This window comes from Arthrobacter sp. Leaf141, from assembly GCF_001424565.1.
Classification (GTDB): domain Bacteria; phylum Actinomycetota; class Actinomycetes; order Actinomycetales; family Micrococcaceae; genus Arthrobacter.
This window is the reverse complement of record NZ_LMOL01000023.1, coordinates 13,532-30,149: the sequence shown is the minus strand read 5'-3', so window position 1 is coordinate 30,149 and position 16,618 is coordinate 13,532. Positions and strand designations below refer to the sequence as shown.

Here is a 16,618-nt window from a genome sequence, read left to right as displayed (position 1 = left end):
CGCTAGGCTTGGGACATGTTCTCCACCACCGGGCCCACCGATCCTGACGAGTTATCACCGGCAGAGAGATACCGCGCCAACGCGGAACGCCAAGCCGAAAACGCCACGTACCTGGGGGCTTTCACCAGGACCCTGGAGTTCGAACTCGATGACTTCCAGCGCCAGGCCTGCCGTTCCCTCCAGGAAGGCAGGGGAGTGCTGGTGGCGGCGCCCACCGGTGCCGGCAAAACGATCGTTGGCGAATTTGCCATCTTCCTGGCCCTCCAGCGCGGGCTGAAAGCCTTCTACACCACACCCATCAAGGCCCTGAGCAACCAGAAATTCACTGAGCTCGGCGAAAAATACGGCGCCGAAAACGTGGGTCTCCTGACCGGCGACACCAGCATCAACGGCGATGCGCCGGTGGTGGTGATGACCACCGAAGTCCTGCGGAACATGCTGTACGCGGATTCCGCCACCCTTGATGACCTGGGCTACGTGGTGATGGACGAGGTCCATTATTTGGCCGACCGGTTCCGCGGCGCCGTCTGGGAAGAAGTGATCATCCACCTTCCCAGCGAGGTGCAGGTCGCCTCCCTGAGCGCAACTGTTTCCAACGCAGAAGAGTTCGGGGCCTGGCTGGACACCGTCCGCGGCGACACGGACATCATCGTTTCCGAGCACCGTCCGGTGCCGCTGTGGCAGCACGTGATGGTGGGCCGCCAGATCGTGGACCTGTTCGCCGGCGAGACCACCTTTGATGAGATCGCCCCGCCAGTGGACGCCTCCGGCGCTCCGGCGACCGTCACCGCAGCTGCCCCCGGGAGCGGCTTCGATGTGAACCCCGAACTCCTCTCCGTGGCCCGCAGCGAGGGACAGCAGGGCTTCCGCAGCAGGCCTGGCTCCGGCGGACGGAACCAGCGCGGCCGGCGCGGCGGCTCCGACCGGCCGGCCCGCGGCGCCCAGGAGCCAGGGGTCCGCAGGGCCAGCAGGCCCCAGGTGATCGCCAGCCTGGACCGGATGGACCTGCTGCCGGCCATCACGTTCATCTTTTCCCGGGCAGGCTGTGACGCCGCCGTTGCGCAGTGCGTCTCCTCGGGGCTGTGGCTGACCACGGAGCAGGAGCAGCAGGTCATCGCCCAGCGGGTTGACGCTGCCGGCCAGGACATCCCGCCGGACGACCTGGATGTCCTGGGTTTCTGGACCTGGCGCGACGGGCTGCTGCGCGGCTTTGCTGCGCACCACGCCGGCATGCTCCCCACCTTCAAGGAAGTGGTGGAAAAACTCTTTGTGGACGGCCTGGTCAAGGCCGTATTTGCCACCGAAACCCTCGCGCTGGGCGTGAACATGCCGGCCCGGTCCGTGGTACTGGAGAAGCTCGATAAGTACAACGGTGAGGCGCACGTGGACATCACCGCGGGCGAGTACACCCAGCTCACCGGCCGTGCGGGCCGCCGCGGCATCGACGTGGAGGGCCATGCCGTGGTGCTCTGGCAGCCCGGCACCGACCCCACAGCGGTCGCAGGCCTGGCCTCCAGGCGCACCTATCCGCTGAACTCCAGTTTCCGGCCCACCTACAACATGAGCATCAACCTCCTGGCCCAGTTCGGCCGCGCCCGGGCCCGGGAAATCCTGGAGTCTTCCTTCGCCCAGTTCCAGGCGGACAGGTCAGTGGTGGGCCTGGCCAAGCAGGTCAGGAGCCGGGAAGAGTCCCTGGCCGGATATGCCAAGTCCATGACCTGCCACCTGGGCAACTTCACCGAGTACGCGCGCCTGCGCCGGGAACTTTCCGACGCGGAGAACGCCGGCACCAAATCCAAGTACCGGAACCGGAAGTCCCTGAGCGATGACTCCCTGGCCCGGCTCCTGCCGGGGGATGTAGTAGACGTTCCCGGTGGGCGGGCGCCCGGCCCGGCGATTGTGCTCAGTTCGGACCACGGCAGCCGTGAGCCCCGGCCGGCGGTCCTGACCCTGGACAACCAGTTGCGCCGGATCGGCACTGACGACCTTGAGGGACCCATCTCGCCCGTCACGCGGATCAGGATCCCCAAGTCGTTCAACGCGAAGGTGCCCAAGTCCCGCCGCGACCTGGCCTCCTCCGCCCGGAACGCGCTCCGTGAGAACCGTCCGCTGGCCCCGGGCCACACCCGCAACGACGACTTCGGCCGGGCAGCCGCGCTGCCGGACCAGGACAAGCGCATCACGGAACTGCGCCGCGCGCTTCGCGCGCATCCCTGCCACGGGTGCAGCGAACGTGAGGACCACGCCCGTTGGGCTGAACGCTGGTGGAAGCTCCGCCGGGAAACCGACGGCTTGGTCCGGCAGATCCAGGGCCGGACCAACACCATTGCCAAGACTTTCGACCGTGTCTGCGACGTCCTGTCCACCTACGGTTATCTCGAAAGCGCCCCGGACGGCAGGCTGTCCATCAGCCCCGACGGCCAACGGCTCCGCCGGATATACGGCGAAAAGGACCTCCTCATCTCCCAGTCGCTCCGGCTGGGCGCATTCAACGACCTGGATGCCGTGGAAGTCGCGGCCCTGGCCAGCGTCCTGGTCTACCAGGCCAAACGCGAGGACCGGGGCCTCCGGCCGCGCATGCCCAGCGTCTCACTGGAGACGTCAGTGGACCTTGTGGTCCGGGAATGGTCCGCCCTGGAGGACGTGGAAGAGGACAACAAACTTCCCCTGACCGGCGAACCTGAACTCGGGCTGGTGTGGCCCATGTACAAGTGGGCCCGCGGCCGGCACCTGCAGGAGGTCCTGAACGGGACTGACCTCGCAGCCGGCGACTTTGTCCGCTGGGTCAAGCAGGTAGTGGACCTGCTGGACCAACTGGCCAAGATCCCCGGCCTGGAGCCCCGGCTTTCCCGGCTGTGCGCCGAAGCCATCGCCCTGATCCGCCGGGGCGTTGTGGCCTACTCGTCCGTTCTCTGACGTTTTCCCGTCCGCCGGCGCCCGCCGGCCCTTCCCCTGAGGAGCCCCGCCCTACATGACCACCCCGGAATCCCCGTCCGCAGGCCGCCCCAAAGCAGTGCTTTACCGCAACGGGTCCGTCTACACCGCCGCAGATCCCTTCGCCACCGCCATGGTGGTGGAGGGCGGCACCGTGGCCTGGGTGGGGTCCGAACAGGCGGCCACGTCCATCGCGGACAGTTCCATGGAGATCATTGACCTACGCGGCGCCTTGGTGACCCCCGGGTTCGTGGACTCGCACGCGCACCTCACCGAGACCGGCATCGCGCTGGGCTCCCTGGCCCTGGGCAGTACCGCCTCGGCGGCCGAACTGCTGGCGGCCGTTGCTGCGGCGCCGGGCCAGGGTACCGTCCTGGGGCACGGCTGGGATGAAACGCGGTGGGCTGACGCGACACTGCCCACCGCTGAGGAACTCGAACGGGCCGCCGGCGGCCGTGCCGTGTACCTGGCCCGGGTGGACGTCCACTCCGCCCTGGTGTCCGCAACGTTGGCCGGGTCCGCGGGGCTTCGGGGCAGGGACGGGTTCGACGGCGGCCCCCGGGTCCGCCGGGACGCGCACGCAGCGGCCCGGCAGTTCACCAGGGCATTGCCGGCCGCAACCCTCCGGGAGCACCAGGCCCGGGCCCTGGCCGAGGCTGCAGCCAACGGGTACGTGGCGGTCGCCGAGATGGGAGCCCCGCACATCGGCGGCGCCGAAGACCTCCGGATCGCGGCCGCCTGGAATGAAGGAGCCGCAGGTGCCCCGGCGGTTCCCGAGGTGCTGCCCTACTGGGGTGAGCTGGCGGAGTCCGAGGCGCACGCCCGCAGCATCCTGGACAGCTTCGGTTTTGGGATCCGCGGCCTGGCCGGTGACCTGAACATCGACGGCTCATTGGGGTCCCGGACGGCGGCGCTCCGTTCCGCCTACAGCGACTCAGCGGAGCAGGGCACGCTGTACCTGGGCGTGGACGAAGCCGCGGCGCACCTGGCCGCGTGCTCGCTGCTGGGCATCCAGGGCGGCTTCCATGTGATTGGCGACGCCGGGCTGGACGCGGCACTCGACGCGCTGGACCTCGCCGCGGAACAGGTGGGCGAGCAGCGGGTCCGCGCCGCCGGGCACCGTTTTGAGCACGTGGAAATGGTGGACGCCGCCGCGGTGGCGAGGCTGGCTAAATACGCCGTCACCGTCAGCGCACAGCCGGCGTTCGACGCCGCCTGGGGTGGACCCGGCGGCCTGTACGAACAGCGGCTGGGGGAGCGGAGCCGGGGAATGAATCCGTTCGCCACCCTCTACGCACAGGGAGTCCCTGTCTGTTTCGGCAGCGACAGCCCGGTCACGCCCTTGCGGCCGTGGTCCAGCATCCGGGCCTGCCTGGAACATCACAACCCAGACCAGCGGATCTCCGCCCGCGCAGCGTTCCTGGGCCACACCCGTGCAGGCTGGCGGGCAGCCCGGCATCCCGACTTTATGGCCGGGCAACTGGTTCCCGGCGCGCCGGCAAGTTTCGCGGTGTGGGAGGTCGAAGAGTTGATGGTGCAGGTGGCGGATGGCCGGGTCCAGTCGTGGAGCACTGATCCCCGCGCCAGGACGCCGTTGCTGCCGGCCCTGGATACCGGGACCGACCCGACGTGCCTGCAGACGGTGAGCAACGGCGTCGAACTCTTCGCGAGCCCGGCCCTGCGTCACTGACCGGCGCCCCGTCCGCCCTATAATGGGTAGTTGCGCCCGCCGGTGACCCGCTCACCCTCTGGTGCATTGACCGCTCCTCCCAGGAAAGGCCCTCTGTGCGCGTCCTTACGATCATCCCCACTTACAACGAACTGGAATCGCTGCCCAAGACGCTCCAGCGCCTCAGGGCCGCCGTCCCGTCGTCGGACGTGCTGGTGGTTGATGACAACAGCCCTGACGGCACCGGCAAGCTCGCCGACTCCATCGCTGCCGACGACGCCCAGGTCCACGTCCTGCACCGTAAAGGAAAGGAAGGCCTTGGCGCCGCGTACATCGCCGGCTTCGGCTGGGGCCTCGAGGCGGGCTATGACGTCCTCGTGGAGATGGACGCTGACGGCTCCCACCAGCCCGAGCAACTTCCCCAGCTCCTGGAAGCCATCGAACAGGGCGCGGACCTGGCCATGGGATCCCGCTGGGTTCCGGGCGGCAGCGTGGTCAACTGGCCGCTGTACCGCCAGGCCATTTCCCGGATCGGCAGCACCTACGCCCGCCTTATGCTGGGCCTGAAGATCAAGGATGTCACCGGCGGCTACCGTGCCTTCCGGCGGACCACCCTGGAGCGGCTGAACCTGGACCAGGTGGACTCGGTGGGCTACGGCTTCCAGGTGGACCTCGCCTGGCGGGTGGCCCGGATGGGCATGCGCATCGAGGAACGGCCCATCACGTTTGTGGAGCGCGAACTCGGGGCATCGAAGATGAGCGGCAACATTGTGGTTGAGGCCATGATCAACGTCACCAAGTGGGGCCTGGCTGCCCGTTGGAAGGCTCTGACCGGCAGGAAAGCCGCGAACTGACGGCTCCCGCAGCCGTTCCGGCTGAACAGAAAAGGGGCCATCCCGCACCGAAGTGCGGGATGGCCCCTTTTCTGTTGCGGCAGCTAGGCTGAGCGACGCTCTCCGCGGCGTTCCCGCAGGATGGTCAGGCGGTCCTCAAGAATCTGCTCCAGCTCGGGAAGGGACCGGCGTTCCAGCAGCATGTCCCAGTGCGTGCGGACAGCTTTGTCGTTGCTGGTGTCGGGGCGTTCGCCGTCCACCAGGAGCGCTTCCTTGCCGGTCTTCGAAACCCAGACCGGGGGAATTTCCGCTTCGGAGGAGAAGGTGACAAAAACCTGCTCGCCGTCTTCGCAGCGGTACTCGACCCGCTGGCGCGGCGCCGGCTCGACGCCGGACTCGGTCTCCATGCTCTGCGCGCCAAGGCGCATGCCCCGCAGGCTGCGATCGCTCATGATTTCTCCCTCTGGTCGTTACGCGGTAGGAAAACCCGCGCTGGCCGGCAGTAACGAAGCACCGCCGGACTTCTTTGTGCTCTGTGCTGCATCATAGGATTCAACGCATCGCGAAGCTGTGTTGTTCCAGCGGATTGCTCCAGCCGGGCAAATACCCGAGTATACCGGTTCAACCGGCGCAGGCACAAAACAGGGGAGGGGACCCGCAGGTTACTGCGGATCCCCCCCGGGCAATCAGCCCGGTGGTTCAGGGCTGGGCGGGCGCTGCCGGGGTGGCGGCGAATCCGTCCGCTGAGGGATCCGGGTTGGTGCCGCCCAGGGCGCCCCCGATTCCCTTCAGTGCCTCAGTGAGTTCGCTGGGGATGATCCACAGCTTGTTCGACGTGCCTTCGGCAAGTTTCGGCAGGGTCTGCAGGTACTGGTACGCCAACAGCTTCTGGTCAGGGTTGCCCTTATGGATGGCGTCGAAGACCTTCTGGATGGCTTGCGCTTCACCGTCGGCGCGGAGGATCGCCGCTTTCGCGTCGCCCTCAGCCTTCAGGATGGACGACTGCCGCTGGCCTTCGGCCGTAAGGATGGCGGACTGCTTGGTACCCTCAGCCGTGAGGATGGCCGCACGGCGGTCCCGCTCGGCGCGCATCTGCTTCTCCATCGAATCCTGGATGGAGTGGGGCGGATCGATGGCCTTGAGCTCCACCCGGGACACCCGGATGCCCCAGCGGCCGGTCGCTTCGTCGAGGACGCCGCGCAGCTGGCCGTTGATCTGGTCCCGGGAGGTGAGCGCCTCTTCGAGGTTCAGCCCGCCCACCACGTTGCGCAAGGTGGTGGTGGTGAGCTGTTCCACGGCCTGGATGTAGTTGGCGATCTCGTAGGTCGCGGCGCGGGCGTCGGTGACCTGGAAGTAGACCACCGTGTCGATGGAGACCACCAGGTTGTCCTCGGTGATCACGGGCTGCGGCGGGAACGAAACCACCTGTTCACGCAGGTCCAGCAGCGGCAGCAGCCGGTCCACAAACGGGATCAGGATGGTCAGGCCGGGATTGAGCGTGCGCTGGTACTTACCCAGCCGCTCCACCACGCCGGCCCGGGCCTGCGGAATGATCCGCACCGACCTGACCAGGACAATCACCACAAATATGATCAGGACTACCAGCACAATGGCCAGGGCGGTCCCCCCTGCGTTTTCCATACATCTCCTCTTTCCCCAATTGATAAGACTCTGTCAGGACTGGGCGGGGGTGGCCGGTGGCGGCGTTGACACCACTGCTGTGGCGCCTTCAATGGCGGCCACCACCACGTGCTGGCCGGCGGGCAGGTCGCCCGCGGAGGAGCGTGCGCTCCAGATGTCGCCACCGATTTTTACCAGCCCGCCGGCTGTGGTGACGGCTTCCATCACCACGGCGGACTCGCCGATCAGGCGGTCCACGTTGGTCCGCTGCTCAGCCGGACCCTTCTTGATGTGCGAAAGGGCCACGGGGCGGACGAAGGCGATCATCAGCAGCGAAACGACGCAGAAAATGATGATCTGCAGCCAGCCCTCGGCGCCGGCGAAGTCGGCAACCAGGGCCGCGAGGGCGCCGCCGCCCAGCATGATGAAGAACAGGTCGAGGGTGATCATCTCGATCACCGCAAATGCCAGGAACGCGGTGAGCCACAATGCCCACCAGTTTTCGCCCAGCCATTCGAACATGCCGTTCCCCCTCTGCTTCGTGGAGCCGCGTGCCGCAGACCCCCCAGTCACTGCACTTCCATCCTAGTCCGGACGCCTCCCGGAGGGGGCGGGCGCATCCGTGCGGGCCGGGATATTGGCCAAGTCGTTACTCCGCCGGCGTCTGCGCAGGGGTGAACACCAACAGCTTGAAGCGGGCTTCGGCAGTCACGGGCTCCCTGCTGCCCGCGAGCCTGCCGGCGATGGCCTCGCGGCCCAGATGGTGGCCGGCTGGCCCCATAAAAGCCAGGTCCGTTGCCTGCGGCACCGTGAGTGACAACGGAATGTCGATGTCCGAGGATGATTCGAGATCGAAATGCGAGGCCATGGCAGCAGCCAGCCGCGCGTCCTTACCCTCCTCAATGGCCAGCATCCCGGTGCGCGCAGCGAGTTCGGCGAGGTGGCCGCTGCGGGGGGTGACCACCACCAGCCGACCGGCGGGCCGCAGGACCCGGGCGAACTCGGCAGGATTCCGGGGCGCGAACACCACCGTCACGGCGTCCACGGAATCTGTTGCCAGGGGAAGCGGCTGCCAGATGTCCCAGACCAGGTTCATGGCCTCCGGGTTGAGCCGGGCTGCCCGCCGCAGCGCGTATTTGGAGATGTCCAGGCCGTAGGCAGCGGGGGCCGTTGCCGCTGCCTGGTCAAGGAGCACCCGAAGGTACTGGCCCGTCCCGGTGCCGGAATCAAGGACCGCCGCGCCGGTAGCCGGCAGGACACGGACGACGGCGGCTGCCACGGCGGTTGCCAGCGGCAGGTAATGCCCCGCGGCGAGGAAGGAGTGGCGGGCTTCGACCATGGCGGCAGAGTCCGCCTCGAAAGCCGTCCCTTTCCCGACCAGAAAGTTGAAGTAGCCCTGCCGTGCGGCGTCGAAACTGTGCCCTGCCGGACAGACCAGCCGCTTCCCGGCCTGCGGATGGGCTCCGGAAGGCTCGAAGGGTTGCCGGCATACCGGGCACAGCAGGGAAAGGTGCGGGGCAAAGGGCATGGATACCACTTTAGGCGGCGGACCCGGCGCTGCCCGGCGCAGTGCCGCGGCCGCTGCCGTCAGGCGACGCTGATACCCGCCGGTCCGGCGTCGAACCCCAGCCCTTCGCTGGCCTTGTCGATGCCGGGGCCCGCCCAGTGCGCAGCGTATTCGGCGTTGCTGCTCAGCGAGCGCAACTGGGCGCGGTCCACGTACAGAACCCCGTTCAGGTGGTCCGTCTCATGTTGGACAATCCTGGCCTGCCAGCCAAAAAATTCCCGCTGCACCGCACCGCCGTCGACCGTCAGGAAGTCGAGCCGGACGGTTTCCGGCCGGGCCACCACTGCCTGCAGTCCGTTCAGTGACAGGCAGCCTTCGTAGAACGAGGCGTGGCTGGCTCCCAGCGGCGTGTACCGGGGATTGACGATGGCCAGGAAGTCCAGCGGTTCCCGCCGCCTGAGCGCTGCCGCCTCCGGGTCGACGTCGAATTTGTCCTCCAGGACCGCCAGCTGCAGCGGGATGCCCAACTGCGGTGCGGCGAGTCCCACGCCGGGCGCATCATGCATAACCCGCCGCATCAACTCGATCAGCCGTTCCAGCTGGTCGCCGGGCAGCTGGCCATCGTAGGCGGCTGCACGCTGCCGCAGCACCGGGTGTCCCGCCTGCACAATGGGCGGCAGGTCACCGGTGGCCAGCATGGCCTCGACCTGTTCGGCGATCTGCGCCGGGCTCTGGGTTGTTTCCGGAGGATTGTTGCTCATGGGCAAAGCCTAGCGGCGCCGCCGGGCGTGCACGGCCGGCGGCTGGGTTAGTCTCGAAGGCATGGCCACTGAACCCCAACGTGTTTCATCCCCGCGTGAGCTGGTGCTCGAGTTCATCCGGACCCTGCAAGCCGGCGGCGGCGCGGCGCAACTGAGGCCCTTCCTGGCGGATACCTTCACGCTGGTGGAGGCGCCGCACCTGCTGGCGCCCGAGGGTGCCACCCGGAACCTGGCCCAGGTGCTGCAAGGAGCGGACCAGAGCTCCGAAGTTGTTTCCGGCCAGGAGTTTGTGATCAAGCGGACCACCAGCGGGGACGGACGCGTTGTGGTGGAAGCCGACTGGTCCGCCACGGTCCGCATGGACCTGCGTTACTGGGACCGCGGCGAAACCATCCGCGCCAGCACTTCCTCCGTGTTCGAAGTCAGCGACGGCCTGATCACCAGCCAGGCCAGCTACGACTGCTACTACCGGTAGGCTCCGCCCCGGTCACTGCATGGTGAACCGGCGGGCCACCCAGCGGTTCACAGGCGGGCTGGACGCGACCGCGGCCAGGGCGGCGTTCCGCACGCCCAGCAACGCCGGTGGGAGCGGCCGGCCCAGCATCATGTTGATTCCGGCCTGCCGGGCGGCCCGGGCGGCGGCCTGCCGCCTGCCGGACTCATAGCGGCACACCTCCGCGGGCGTGGCGGTGCCGGCCAGCACGCGGTGGATCACGGGGGCCAGCGCCTGGGCATCCAACCAACCCAGGTTCATGCCCTGCCCGCCGATGGGACTGATTTCATGGGCGGCATCACCCAGCAGGACCACCCGGCCGATGACTGTTTTCCTGACGGCGGTGGTGTGGACGGAGAAGGCGCTCAGCATGGAGTTGCTGCCTGGCTCGGGCAGGATTCCCGTCCGGTCTCGGACCAGGTGGGCAAGATGCAGCGGATCCGTGGCGGCTGCGGGTGCCCCGAGGCGGACCACCCAGCGGCGGACGCCACCGGGCAGCGGAAAGGATTCCACTATGCCGTGCCGTTCCAGGAACAGGACGGCCTTTTCTCCATGGGTGCCGGCATCGGCGAAATCACCCATCAGGTAATGGTCCGGATACGTTTTCCGGGCGACGGGTACACCCAGCTGCTGCCGCAGGCCGGACCGGGCCCCGTCCGCGGCGATGACCACCTGTGCCGCGTAGCCGCGGGCCGGGTCCGCGGCACCCAGGCCGGGCCCAACGCTGACGGCAACCTGTCCGCCGTCGTCCGCTACGCCCGTGACCCGTGCACCCCGCACCAGCGCGTCCGGGTCCAGGGTCCGGACGCGTTCTGCCAGGAGCTGCTCCGTCCGGTGCTGGGGGAGCGCCAGGACAAAGGGATAACGGCGCGAAACGCTGCTGAATTCCATGGCACCTACCGTCCTGCCGCCGCTGATGGCCAGGCCGCGGCGGATGGGGACGCCGGCGTGGACCAGGCCGGAGGCAAGCCCGACGTCCTCAAGCGCCGCCAGCGCCGGAGGGTGGATGCCGATGGCACGGGAGTGCCCGTTGGGGGATGGCCGCTGCTCCAGGACCCGGACGCGGACGCCGGCCTGGAGCAGCAGGGCAGCCAGGTAAAGCCCCACCGGACCGCCGCCCACTATGACCACATCCGTTTCCATATCAGCCGTGCCGGAAGGTGAGCACCTGGTGGAACGCCTGGTTCAGTTCCACCCGCCACCCCTGGGGAGCGGCAGCCCGCAACTCGGCCGGGGTATAGCTGCGCCGGATGGAGGTGAGCCCGTCCGCGCGGATAAAGGAGTTCCGGAACGGCAGGGCTGCGGCGCTGAAAAGGGCAAACGCCGTGGGGCTGCGGCGCAGGTCGTTGTGCAGGACCGATCGTGTGGCCAGCTGCTCGGAATGGGACAGCAGCTCGCTGAGCTGTTCCGGCGGCAAGTGATGGATGACGTGGTTGGAAATCACCACGTCGTACCTGCGTCCCTCGGCCACAAGGTCCCGGCTGTGGGCCTGGCGGAACAGGACACCCGGCCGGGCAGGGCGCCGCAACGCAAACGCGGCAGCACGGGGGTCAGGATCGATGCCCGTCAGGTCAAGGCGCAGTCCGTCCCGGGCGGCCCACCGGGCAAGCAGGGTGGCGAGGTCGCCCCCGCCGCAGCCGATGTCCAGCAGGGACACCGGCCGGACCGCCGTGGCGAGGAGCGGCCGCAGTTCCCGGCGGTACAGTCCCCGCCAGCCGGAAAACAGCCGGTTCACCGGGCCGAACTGGCGGTAGGTATTTTCGAGCAGCACGGGGTTGCAGTCGGGGCGGTCCATCAGTTCCACGGCGTCCACCGCCCGCTCGCCCAGCAGGAGTCGCACCGGGTCAGGCCACCGGCGCTTCCTGCAGCGAGACTCGGCCGGAAACGGTTTCGCTGCCGGCCGCGGCGGAGGTGCGCGGCAGTTTGGTGAACAGGGCAGTTTCCACTGTCAGGCCCGGCCCGAAAGCCATGGAACAGATCCGTTCATCGCCCGGCTCCGGTTCCTGTTCCACAATGTACTTGAGGACAAACAGGACGGTGGCGCTGCTCATGTTGCCGTAGTTGCGGAGGGTTTCCCGGGCCGGCACCAGCTGCTGGTCCGTCAGGCCCAGCCGGGACTGGACTTTGTCCAGGATGCTCCGCCCGCCGGGATGGATGGCCCAGTGCCGGATGGCGGTGTAGGGGAGCGGCAGCAGGTCCGGATCGCGGGCCAGGAGCGGCTCGAGCGCCCCCACGATGTGGTCATCGATGATGTGCGGGACGTAGTTGCCCAAAACCATCTCGAAGCCGTGGTCACCAATGTTCCACGCCATGGAGTCCTCGCCCACCGGCGTCAGGACCGTCTCGAAGTGGTCCAGCTGCAGCAGCGCCGTCCCGTCCGGGGCAGGTTGGGAGGTCACGACGGCGGCAGCGGCTCCGTCCGCGAACAGCGCCGACCCCATGATGGTGTCGGGGTCGTTGGAGGTCCGGACGTGCAACGAGCAGAGTTCTGCACAAACCACCAGCACCACGGCGCCCGGGTCCGCCTCGCAGAACAGCTTCGCGGCGCGGAGGGCGGGAAAAGCTGCATAACAGCCCATAAAGCCGAGGTGGTAACGCTGCACAGAGGGGTTCAGTCCCAGTTCCCGGACGATTTTGTAGTCCGGGCCGGGGTTGAAGAAGCCGGTGCAGGACACCGTGATGAGGTGCGTGACGTCGCCCGGGCTGAGGTCAGGGCAGGCCCCGAGGGCTGCAGCGGCAGCTTCAACAAAAAGTTTGGTGGCTTCCCGGCCGAAGATTTCATTGCGCACCTTGGTGCTGGGATTCAGCAGGAGCCCGGTGGCCGGGTCGAAGAACTGCGGATCGTCCGCGCGGAAGTCCTTGGTCAGTTCATCCACGGCGGTGTAGCGGGTGTCGATGGCGGCCGAGTCGAAACACGTGCTGACCAGCCGCGATCCGAGCCGGGTCAAGCCGGGTTGGGCAGCGAACACGTCACGCGCCTCGGACTGGACCAGGGTGGTTTTTGGAACTGCTGTTTCGAGTGCCCGCACATAGACCGTCATTGGTTCATTCTTGGCGAGCCTCCGGAAGAAGACAATGCTTTGGGCCGTTGACCTGCACAATCTATTAATGGGGGAGCCGGTGAGCAGCCCTGCTTCGGCGCAGCCGTCAGTTTTTTGTGTTCAATGCCTCGGCGAGCATCACGATGATTCCGCTGGGGCCCCGGACGTAGGAGAGTTTGTAGACGTCCCCGTAAGTGGCAACTCCACGCAGTGGCCGGCAGCCGTGCTTCGCGGCGATCTCCAGGGCAGCGTCGATGTTGTCGACGGAGAACGCGACGCGGTGCATGCCGATCTCGTTGGGGAGGGTGGGCTCCGTTTCGATGGCGTCCGGATGGATGTATTCGAAGAGCTCCAGGGTGCCGTGGCCATCGGGTGTCTGGAGCATCGCAATTTTGGCATGGTTGCCGTCGAGGCCCACGGCGGTATCGGCCCATTCTCCGCTGACGGTGTCCCGGCCCACCACTGTGAGACCGAGGTCGGTGAAGAAGGCGATGGTTGCTTCGATGTCGCGAACGGCAATGCCGACGTTTTCAAGTTTGATGGCCATGCACAGCACGCTACCCAGCCGGGCCGGGCCCTGGAAAGGGCAGGATCCTGGTCAGTTGATGATTTTGGCACTTTGGTCCGAGCGCAGTACCGCCAGCCGCTCCTGCCAGGCCAGCAGCGCAGCGGGCGTCAGTCGGGTCCAGTCAGTGACCTCGCCGATGACCCGCAGCGGCTCTGCACTGCGGAACGACCGGGTGGGATTCCCCGGGAATTTTTTGTCGGTCACGTTGGGGTCGTTTTCGAACGCCCCGGTGGGCTCCACGGCGTAGACGCGCGGGGCCCCGTCGCCAGGTGCGAGTTCCGCGGCGAGTCCGGCACCGTCCTTCAGGGCGGTGAAATAGATATGGTTCATCACCACCTCCGGACGATAGTTGGACCGGAATCCGGCCCTGAGGAAATCGCCGTCGCGGAGATCGGCTTTTGTACCGTGAAAGAACGGTCCTTCATCCAGGGGTTGGCTCACGCTTTCAGTCTAGGCATGCCGGGGGAGAGGCAGGCTGGTTAGGGTGGAACCCATGATCCTGATTACCGGCTTCGAGCCGTTCGGACCCGAGAAAGTAAATCCATCCTGGCTGGCTGCGCGCCGGGCAGCGGCGATCCTTCGGGCCGAAGGCCTTGCGGTGGAGGCGATGGAGCTGCCTTGCGTCTTCGGTGAATCGGCGGAGGTCCTCCGGGAAGCCATTACCCGCCTGGATCCGGAGCTGGTGGTCTGCGCAGGCCTGGCGGGCGGCAGGGGACGGGTGTCCCTCGAACGCGTGGCCATCAACTGCGATGACGCCCGCATCCCGGATAACAAGGGCGGGCGGCCCATTGATCAGGAAGTTGTCCCCGGCGGACCGGCCGCATACTTCTCCACCCTTCCCATCAAGGCTGCGCTTCGGGATCTCAACCTTGCGGGCATCGACGGCGAGGTCTCGCAGACGGCAGGCACTTACGTGTGCAACCACATTTTTTACGCCCTGATGCATGCCCTCGCGGACAGGCCCGGTGCCCGGGGCGGCTTTGTCCACCTTCCGTACCTTCCAGAACAAGTCCCGCCGGGCAGCGCCGCCCCGTCGATGACGGTGGAAACGGCAGCCAACGGAATCGCCGCCGTCGTCCGCGCAAGCCTGCGCACCCGAACCGATGTTGAAATGTCAGCCGGCGCCACCCACTAAGCCTTGCTTTGCGGGCTGCTGCCTATATTGCAGGACCTCCCGGTGCGCGCCGTCGGCGTCAGCCTTCGGGAACTGTGCAGGTATGCCCGTCGGCGTCCATGGGATAACCGCAGAGCGGGCACATCGGACGCCCGGCACCCACGATTTCGCGCGTGCGCTTGGCGAACGCGCGGGCTGTTCCTACGGGCATCCGCACCAGAAGTTTTTCGGTTTCCTCAGCGTCGTCGATATCCTCGGGATCGGCGTCGGTGAGCGGGTAGGCCTCGACGACAACCTGCGCCGTCGTGGGGTCCCACCCGAGGCTCATCGCGCCGGTCCGGAACTGTTCCTGGACGGGCTCGAGCTGATCGTTGTCGACAAGTTCGATGGGAGTGCCCGTGGGGACGCTGAACGGGTTGCCGTCGATGGTGATGAGTTGGTCGAGGATTTCGTCGACCTTTTCGGCGAGCAGGGCTGACTGCTGCTTTTCCAGGGCGATGGTCACGATCTGCGTCCCGGCGCGCACCTGCAGATAAAACGTGCGCGCCCCGGGGAGGCCGATGGTGCCAACGACAACCCGGTCAGGCCAGGCAAACTCGTGAACACGTGTAGGCATGTGAATATCTTAGGCACAGAAGGTTCCGCGGTGGCTTCTGCGCCGGTCAGCAGCCACACGACATGCGAATGATGAGTTCGGTACTGAGGAGCTCGCCGTCGAAAACGGCGATTTCGAAGTCGTCGCCGACGATATCAGCACCCAGGTCAAGGCGGGGGCTCGCCGCCCCAATCGACGTCTTCTACCCTGGACTCCGAACAACCCGCAGCCGATCCGGCCCAGACACACGGTGAATCCGGCGGGGGAGAGGCAGGCAAACGTTTTCATTGGGCGAAAGTGAGCCTCCACGCGGTCTGCCAAGACAGCAAGACTGGTCGCATTGTATGGACCAGGCCGGGCGCCCGGATGAGGCGAACCAGTAAGCCGAGGAAAGGAATGCCGATGCCCGTTGAACAACTCCGCCTTGAGGAAATCCGGATACGTGATCCGTTTATCCTGGAGCCGGTTCCGGGTGAGTTCGTCCTTTTCGGGACGACTGACGAAAACGTCTGGGGAGGGCCGGCGACCGGCTTCGACTGCTATACAAGCGATGATCTCAAGCGCTGGAGCGGTCCGTTCCCCGCATTCCGCCCACCGCAGGGCTTTTGGGCGGACAGCCAGTATTGGGCACCGGAAGTCCATCACCTTGACGGCCGATTCTTTATGTTCGCTACATTCGCCACCTCGACACTCGAACGGCCCCGCGGAGTCGGGATTCTGGTCTCCGACACCGCCACAGGTCCTTACGCACCATGGAGCGAGGGACCGGTTACGCCGGAGCAGGAGCCAAGCCTCGACGGGACATTGTTTGTTGATGAAGACGCTGTCCGCTGGCTTGTCTACAGCCGCGGCGCTGAGGGGACGGCTGGCAGGCCAGGGATCTCCGATGGCGAAATGTATGCGCGCCGCCTGTCGCAGGACCTCAAGGCCGGCGTCGGCGAGCCGATCCTGTTGTTCGCAGCCTCATCCGCAGGGTGGAGCCGCCCGCTGCGGTTTCCGGACGGGGTTGAACCACCGGCGGGGCTGAACCTTGCCAAAGACCCCATGTTCACAGATGGTCCATTTCTCATCCGGTCGCCCGAAGGATCGCTGCTGATGCTGTGGTCCAGCCACGGACAGACAGGATACGCCATGGGAATCGCCGAGTCGGAAAGTGGAACCATCGTTGGGCCCTGGATGCAGCATGACCAGCCACTGTGGTCCAGCAACGGCGGCCACGGCATGATTCTGAGCACCTCCACGGGACACAGCTATCTGGTCTTCCACTGGCCCAATGACACCCCTGACGAACGCGTTAAACTTGCCGAAGTAGAGATCCACGGCGTCCGGGTCCGGATTGTATGACGTTGTTTCGTGAGTCGCGTTCCACGGCGCGCCGGAACCACTTCCACCGGGACCTCTAAAGCGCCGATAATCTACATTATGTCAAGTAAGACAAGAATCCTCGCATTTTTCCATGATCACCCGCGTCCAGCGACGGTGC

Annotated in this window: 17 protein-coding genes; 6 read left to right on the top strand and 11 right to left on the bottom strand. The window is 66.7% G+C overall.

The annotated features are described in order from the left end of the window. The first annotated feature begins 15 nt into the window (after positions 1–15). From ASF72_RS15210 to ASF72_RS15200, 3 genes are all read left to right on the top strand, one after another. On the top strand, positions 16–2,916 hold the full coding sequence (locus ASF72_RS15210; protein WP_050687304.1) for a DEAD/DEAH box helicase: 2,901 nt from the start codon (positions 16–18) through the stop codon (positions 2,914–2,916). 55 nt (positions 2,917–2,971) lie between these two features. After that, a complete protein-coding gene (locus tag ASF72_RS15205; protein WP_056600312.1) occupies positions 2,972–4,624 on the top strand; it encodes an amidohydrolase in 1,653 nt (550 codons plus the stop codon). A gap of 95 nt (positions 4,625–4,719) precedes the next feature. Continuing rightward, on the top strand, positions 4,720–5,457 hold the full coding sequence (locus ASF72_RS15200) for a polyprenol monophosphomannose synthase (RefSeq protein ID WP_050687300.1): 738 nt from the start codon (positions 4,720–4,722) through the stop codon (positions 5,455–5,457). A gap of 83 nt (positions 5,458–5,540) precedes the next feature. Here ASF72_RS15200 and ASF72_RS15195 read toward each other — a convergent pair whose 3' ends face one another. The 5 genes from ASF72_RS15195 to ASF72_RS15175 form a co-directional block, all read right to left on the bottom strand. After that, the gene (locus ASF72_RS15195) at positions 5,541–5,888 is read right to left on the bottom strand and encodes an RNA polymerase-binding protein RbpA (protein ID WP_013600997.1); all 348 of its coding nucleotides are present in this window, start codon (positions 5,886–5,888) and stop codon (positions 5,541–5,543) included. A gap of 247 nt (positions 5,889–6,135) precedes the next feature. Further along, on the bottom strand, positions 6,136–7,077 hold the full coding sequence (locus tag ASF72_RS15190; protein ID WP_050687229.1) for an SPFH domain-containing protein: 942 nt from the start codon (positions 7,075–7,077) through the stop codon (positions 6,136–6,138). A 33-nt stretch (positions 7,078–7,110) separates the two neighbouring features. After that, positions 7,111–7,578, bottom strand: coding sequence for an NfeD family protein (locus ASF72_RS15185; RefSeq protein ID WP_050687227.1), 468 nt, complete (start codon positions 7,576–7,578; stop codon positions 7,111–7,113). A gap of 127 nt (positions 7,579–7,705) precedes the next feature. Beyond that, on the bottom strand, positions 7,706–8,584 hold the full coding sequence (locus ASF72_RS15180; RefSeq protein WP_056600309.1) for a methyltransferase domain-containing protein: 879 nt from the start codon (positions 8,582–8,584) through the stop codon (positions 7,706–7,708). Positions 8,585–8,643: 59 nt separating this feature from the next. Further along, the gene (locus ASF72_RS15175; RefSeq protein WP_056600306.1) at positions 8,644–9,324 is read right to left on the bottom strand and encodes a peptide deformylase; all 681 of its coding nucleotides are present in this window, start codon (positions 9,322–9,324) and stop codon (positions 8,644–8,646) included. A 61-nt stretch (positions 9,325–9,385) separates the two neighbouring features. On the opposite strand from ASF72_RS15175, the gene ASF72_RS15170 reads away from it, so the two are divergent. Beyond that, positions 9,386–9,799 carry a nuclear transport factor 2 family protein gene (locus ASF72_RS15170; RefSeq protein WP_056600304.1) on the top strand — a complete coding sequence of 138 codons (414 nt, stop codon included), beginning with the start codon at positions 9,386–9,388 and terminating at the stop codon, positions 9,797–9,799. Between the two features lie 12 nt (positions 9,800–9,811). On the opposite strand, the gene ASF72_RS15165 is transcribed toward ASF72_RS15170, so the two are convergent. The 5 genes from ASF72_RS15165 to arr form a co-directional block, all read right to left on the bottom strand. Then, positions 9,812–10,960 (bottom strand): FAD-dependent oxidoreductase, encoded by a 1,149-nt coding sequence (locus tag ASF72_RS15165; RefSeq protein ID WP_056600301.1) that lies wholly within the window; start codon positions 10,958–10,960, stop codon positions 9,812–9,814. 1 nt (position 10,961) lies between these two features. Next, positions 10,962–11,648 (bottom strand): class I SAM-dependent methyltransferase, encoded by a 687-nt coding sequence (locus ASF72_RS15160; RefSeq protein ID WP_442854169.1) that lies wholly within the window; start codon positions 11,646–11,648, stop codon positions 10,962–10,964. Positions 11,649–11,661: 13 nt separating this feature from the next. Continuing rightward, on the bottom strand, positions 11,662–12,858 hold the full coding sequence (locus ASF72_RS15155; protein ID WP_056600298.1) for a type III polyketide synthase: 1,197 nt from the start codon (positions 12,856–12,858) through the stop codon (positions 11,662–11,664). Between the two features lie 106 nt (positions 12,859–12,964). Next, a complete protein-coding gene (locus tag ASF72_RS15150) occupies positions 12,965–13,405 on the bottom strand; it encodes a VOC family protein (protein ID WP_050687213.1) in 441 nt (146 codons plus the stop codon). Between the two features lie 51 nt (positions 13,406–13,456). Next, on the bottom strand, positions 13,457–13,867 hold the full coding sequence (gene arr, locus ASF72_RS15145) for an NAD(+)--rifampin ADP-ribosyltransferase (RefSeq protein ID WP_050687211.1): 411 nt from the start codon (positions 13,865–13,867) through the stop codon (positions 13,457–13,459). 52 nt (positions 13,868–13,919) lie between these two features. Between arr and pcp the strand changes: the two genes are divergently transcribed. Then, on the top strand, positions 13,920–14,561 hold the full coding sequence (gene pcp, locus ASF72_RS15140; RefSeq protein ID WP_056600295.1) for a pyroglutamyl-peptidase I: 642 nt from the start codon (positions 13,920–13,922) through the stop codon (positions 14,559–14,561). A gap of 58 nt (positions 14,562–14,619) precedes the next feature. Here the strand turns inward: pcp and ASF72_RS15135 are convergent, their stop codons facing one another. Next, positions 14,620–15,156, bottom strand: a complete 537-nt coding sequence (locus ASF72_RS15135) for a DUF3090 domain-containing protein (protein ID WP_050687209.1) — start codon at positions 15,154–15,156, stop codon at positions 14,620–14,622. Positions 15,157–15,537: 381 nt separating this feature from the next. Here ASF72_RS15135 and ASF72_RS15130 point away from each other — a divergent pair, with 381 nt between their 5' ends. Further along, complete coding sequence (locus ASF72_RS15130; protein WP_082484323.1) at positions 15,538–16,479, top strand: glycoside hydrolase family 43 protein; 942 nt, start codon at positions 15,538–15,540, stop codon at positions 16,477–16,479. Positions 16,480–16,618: the final 139 nt, after the last annotated feature.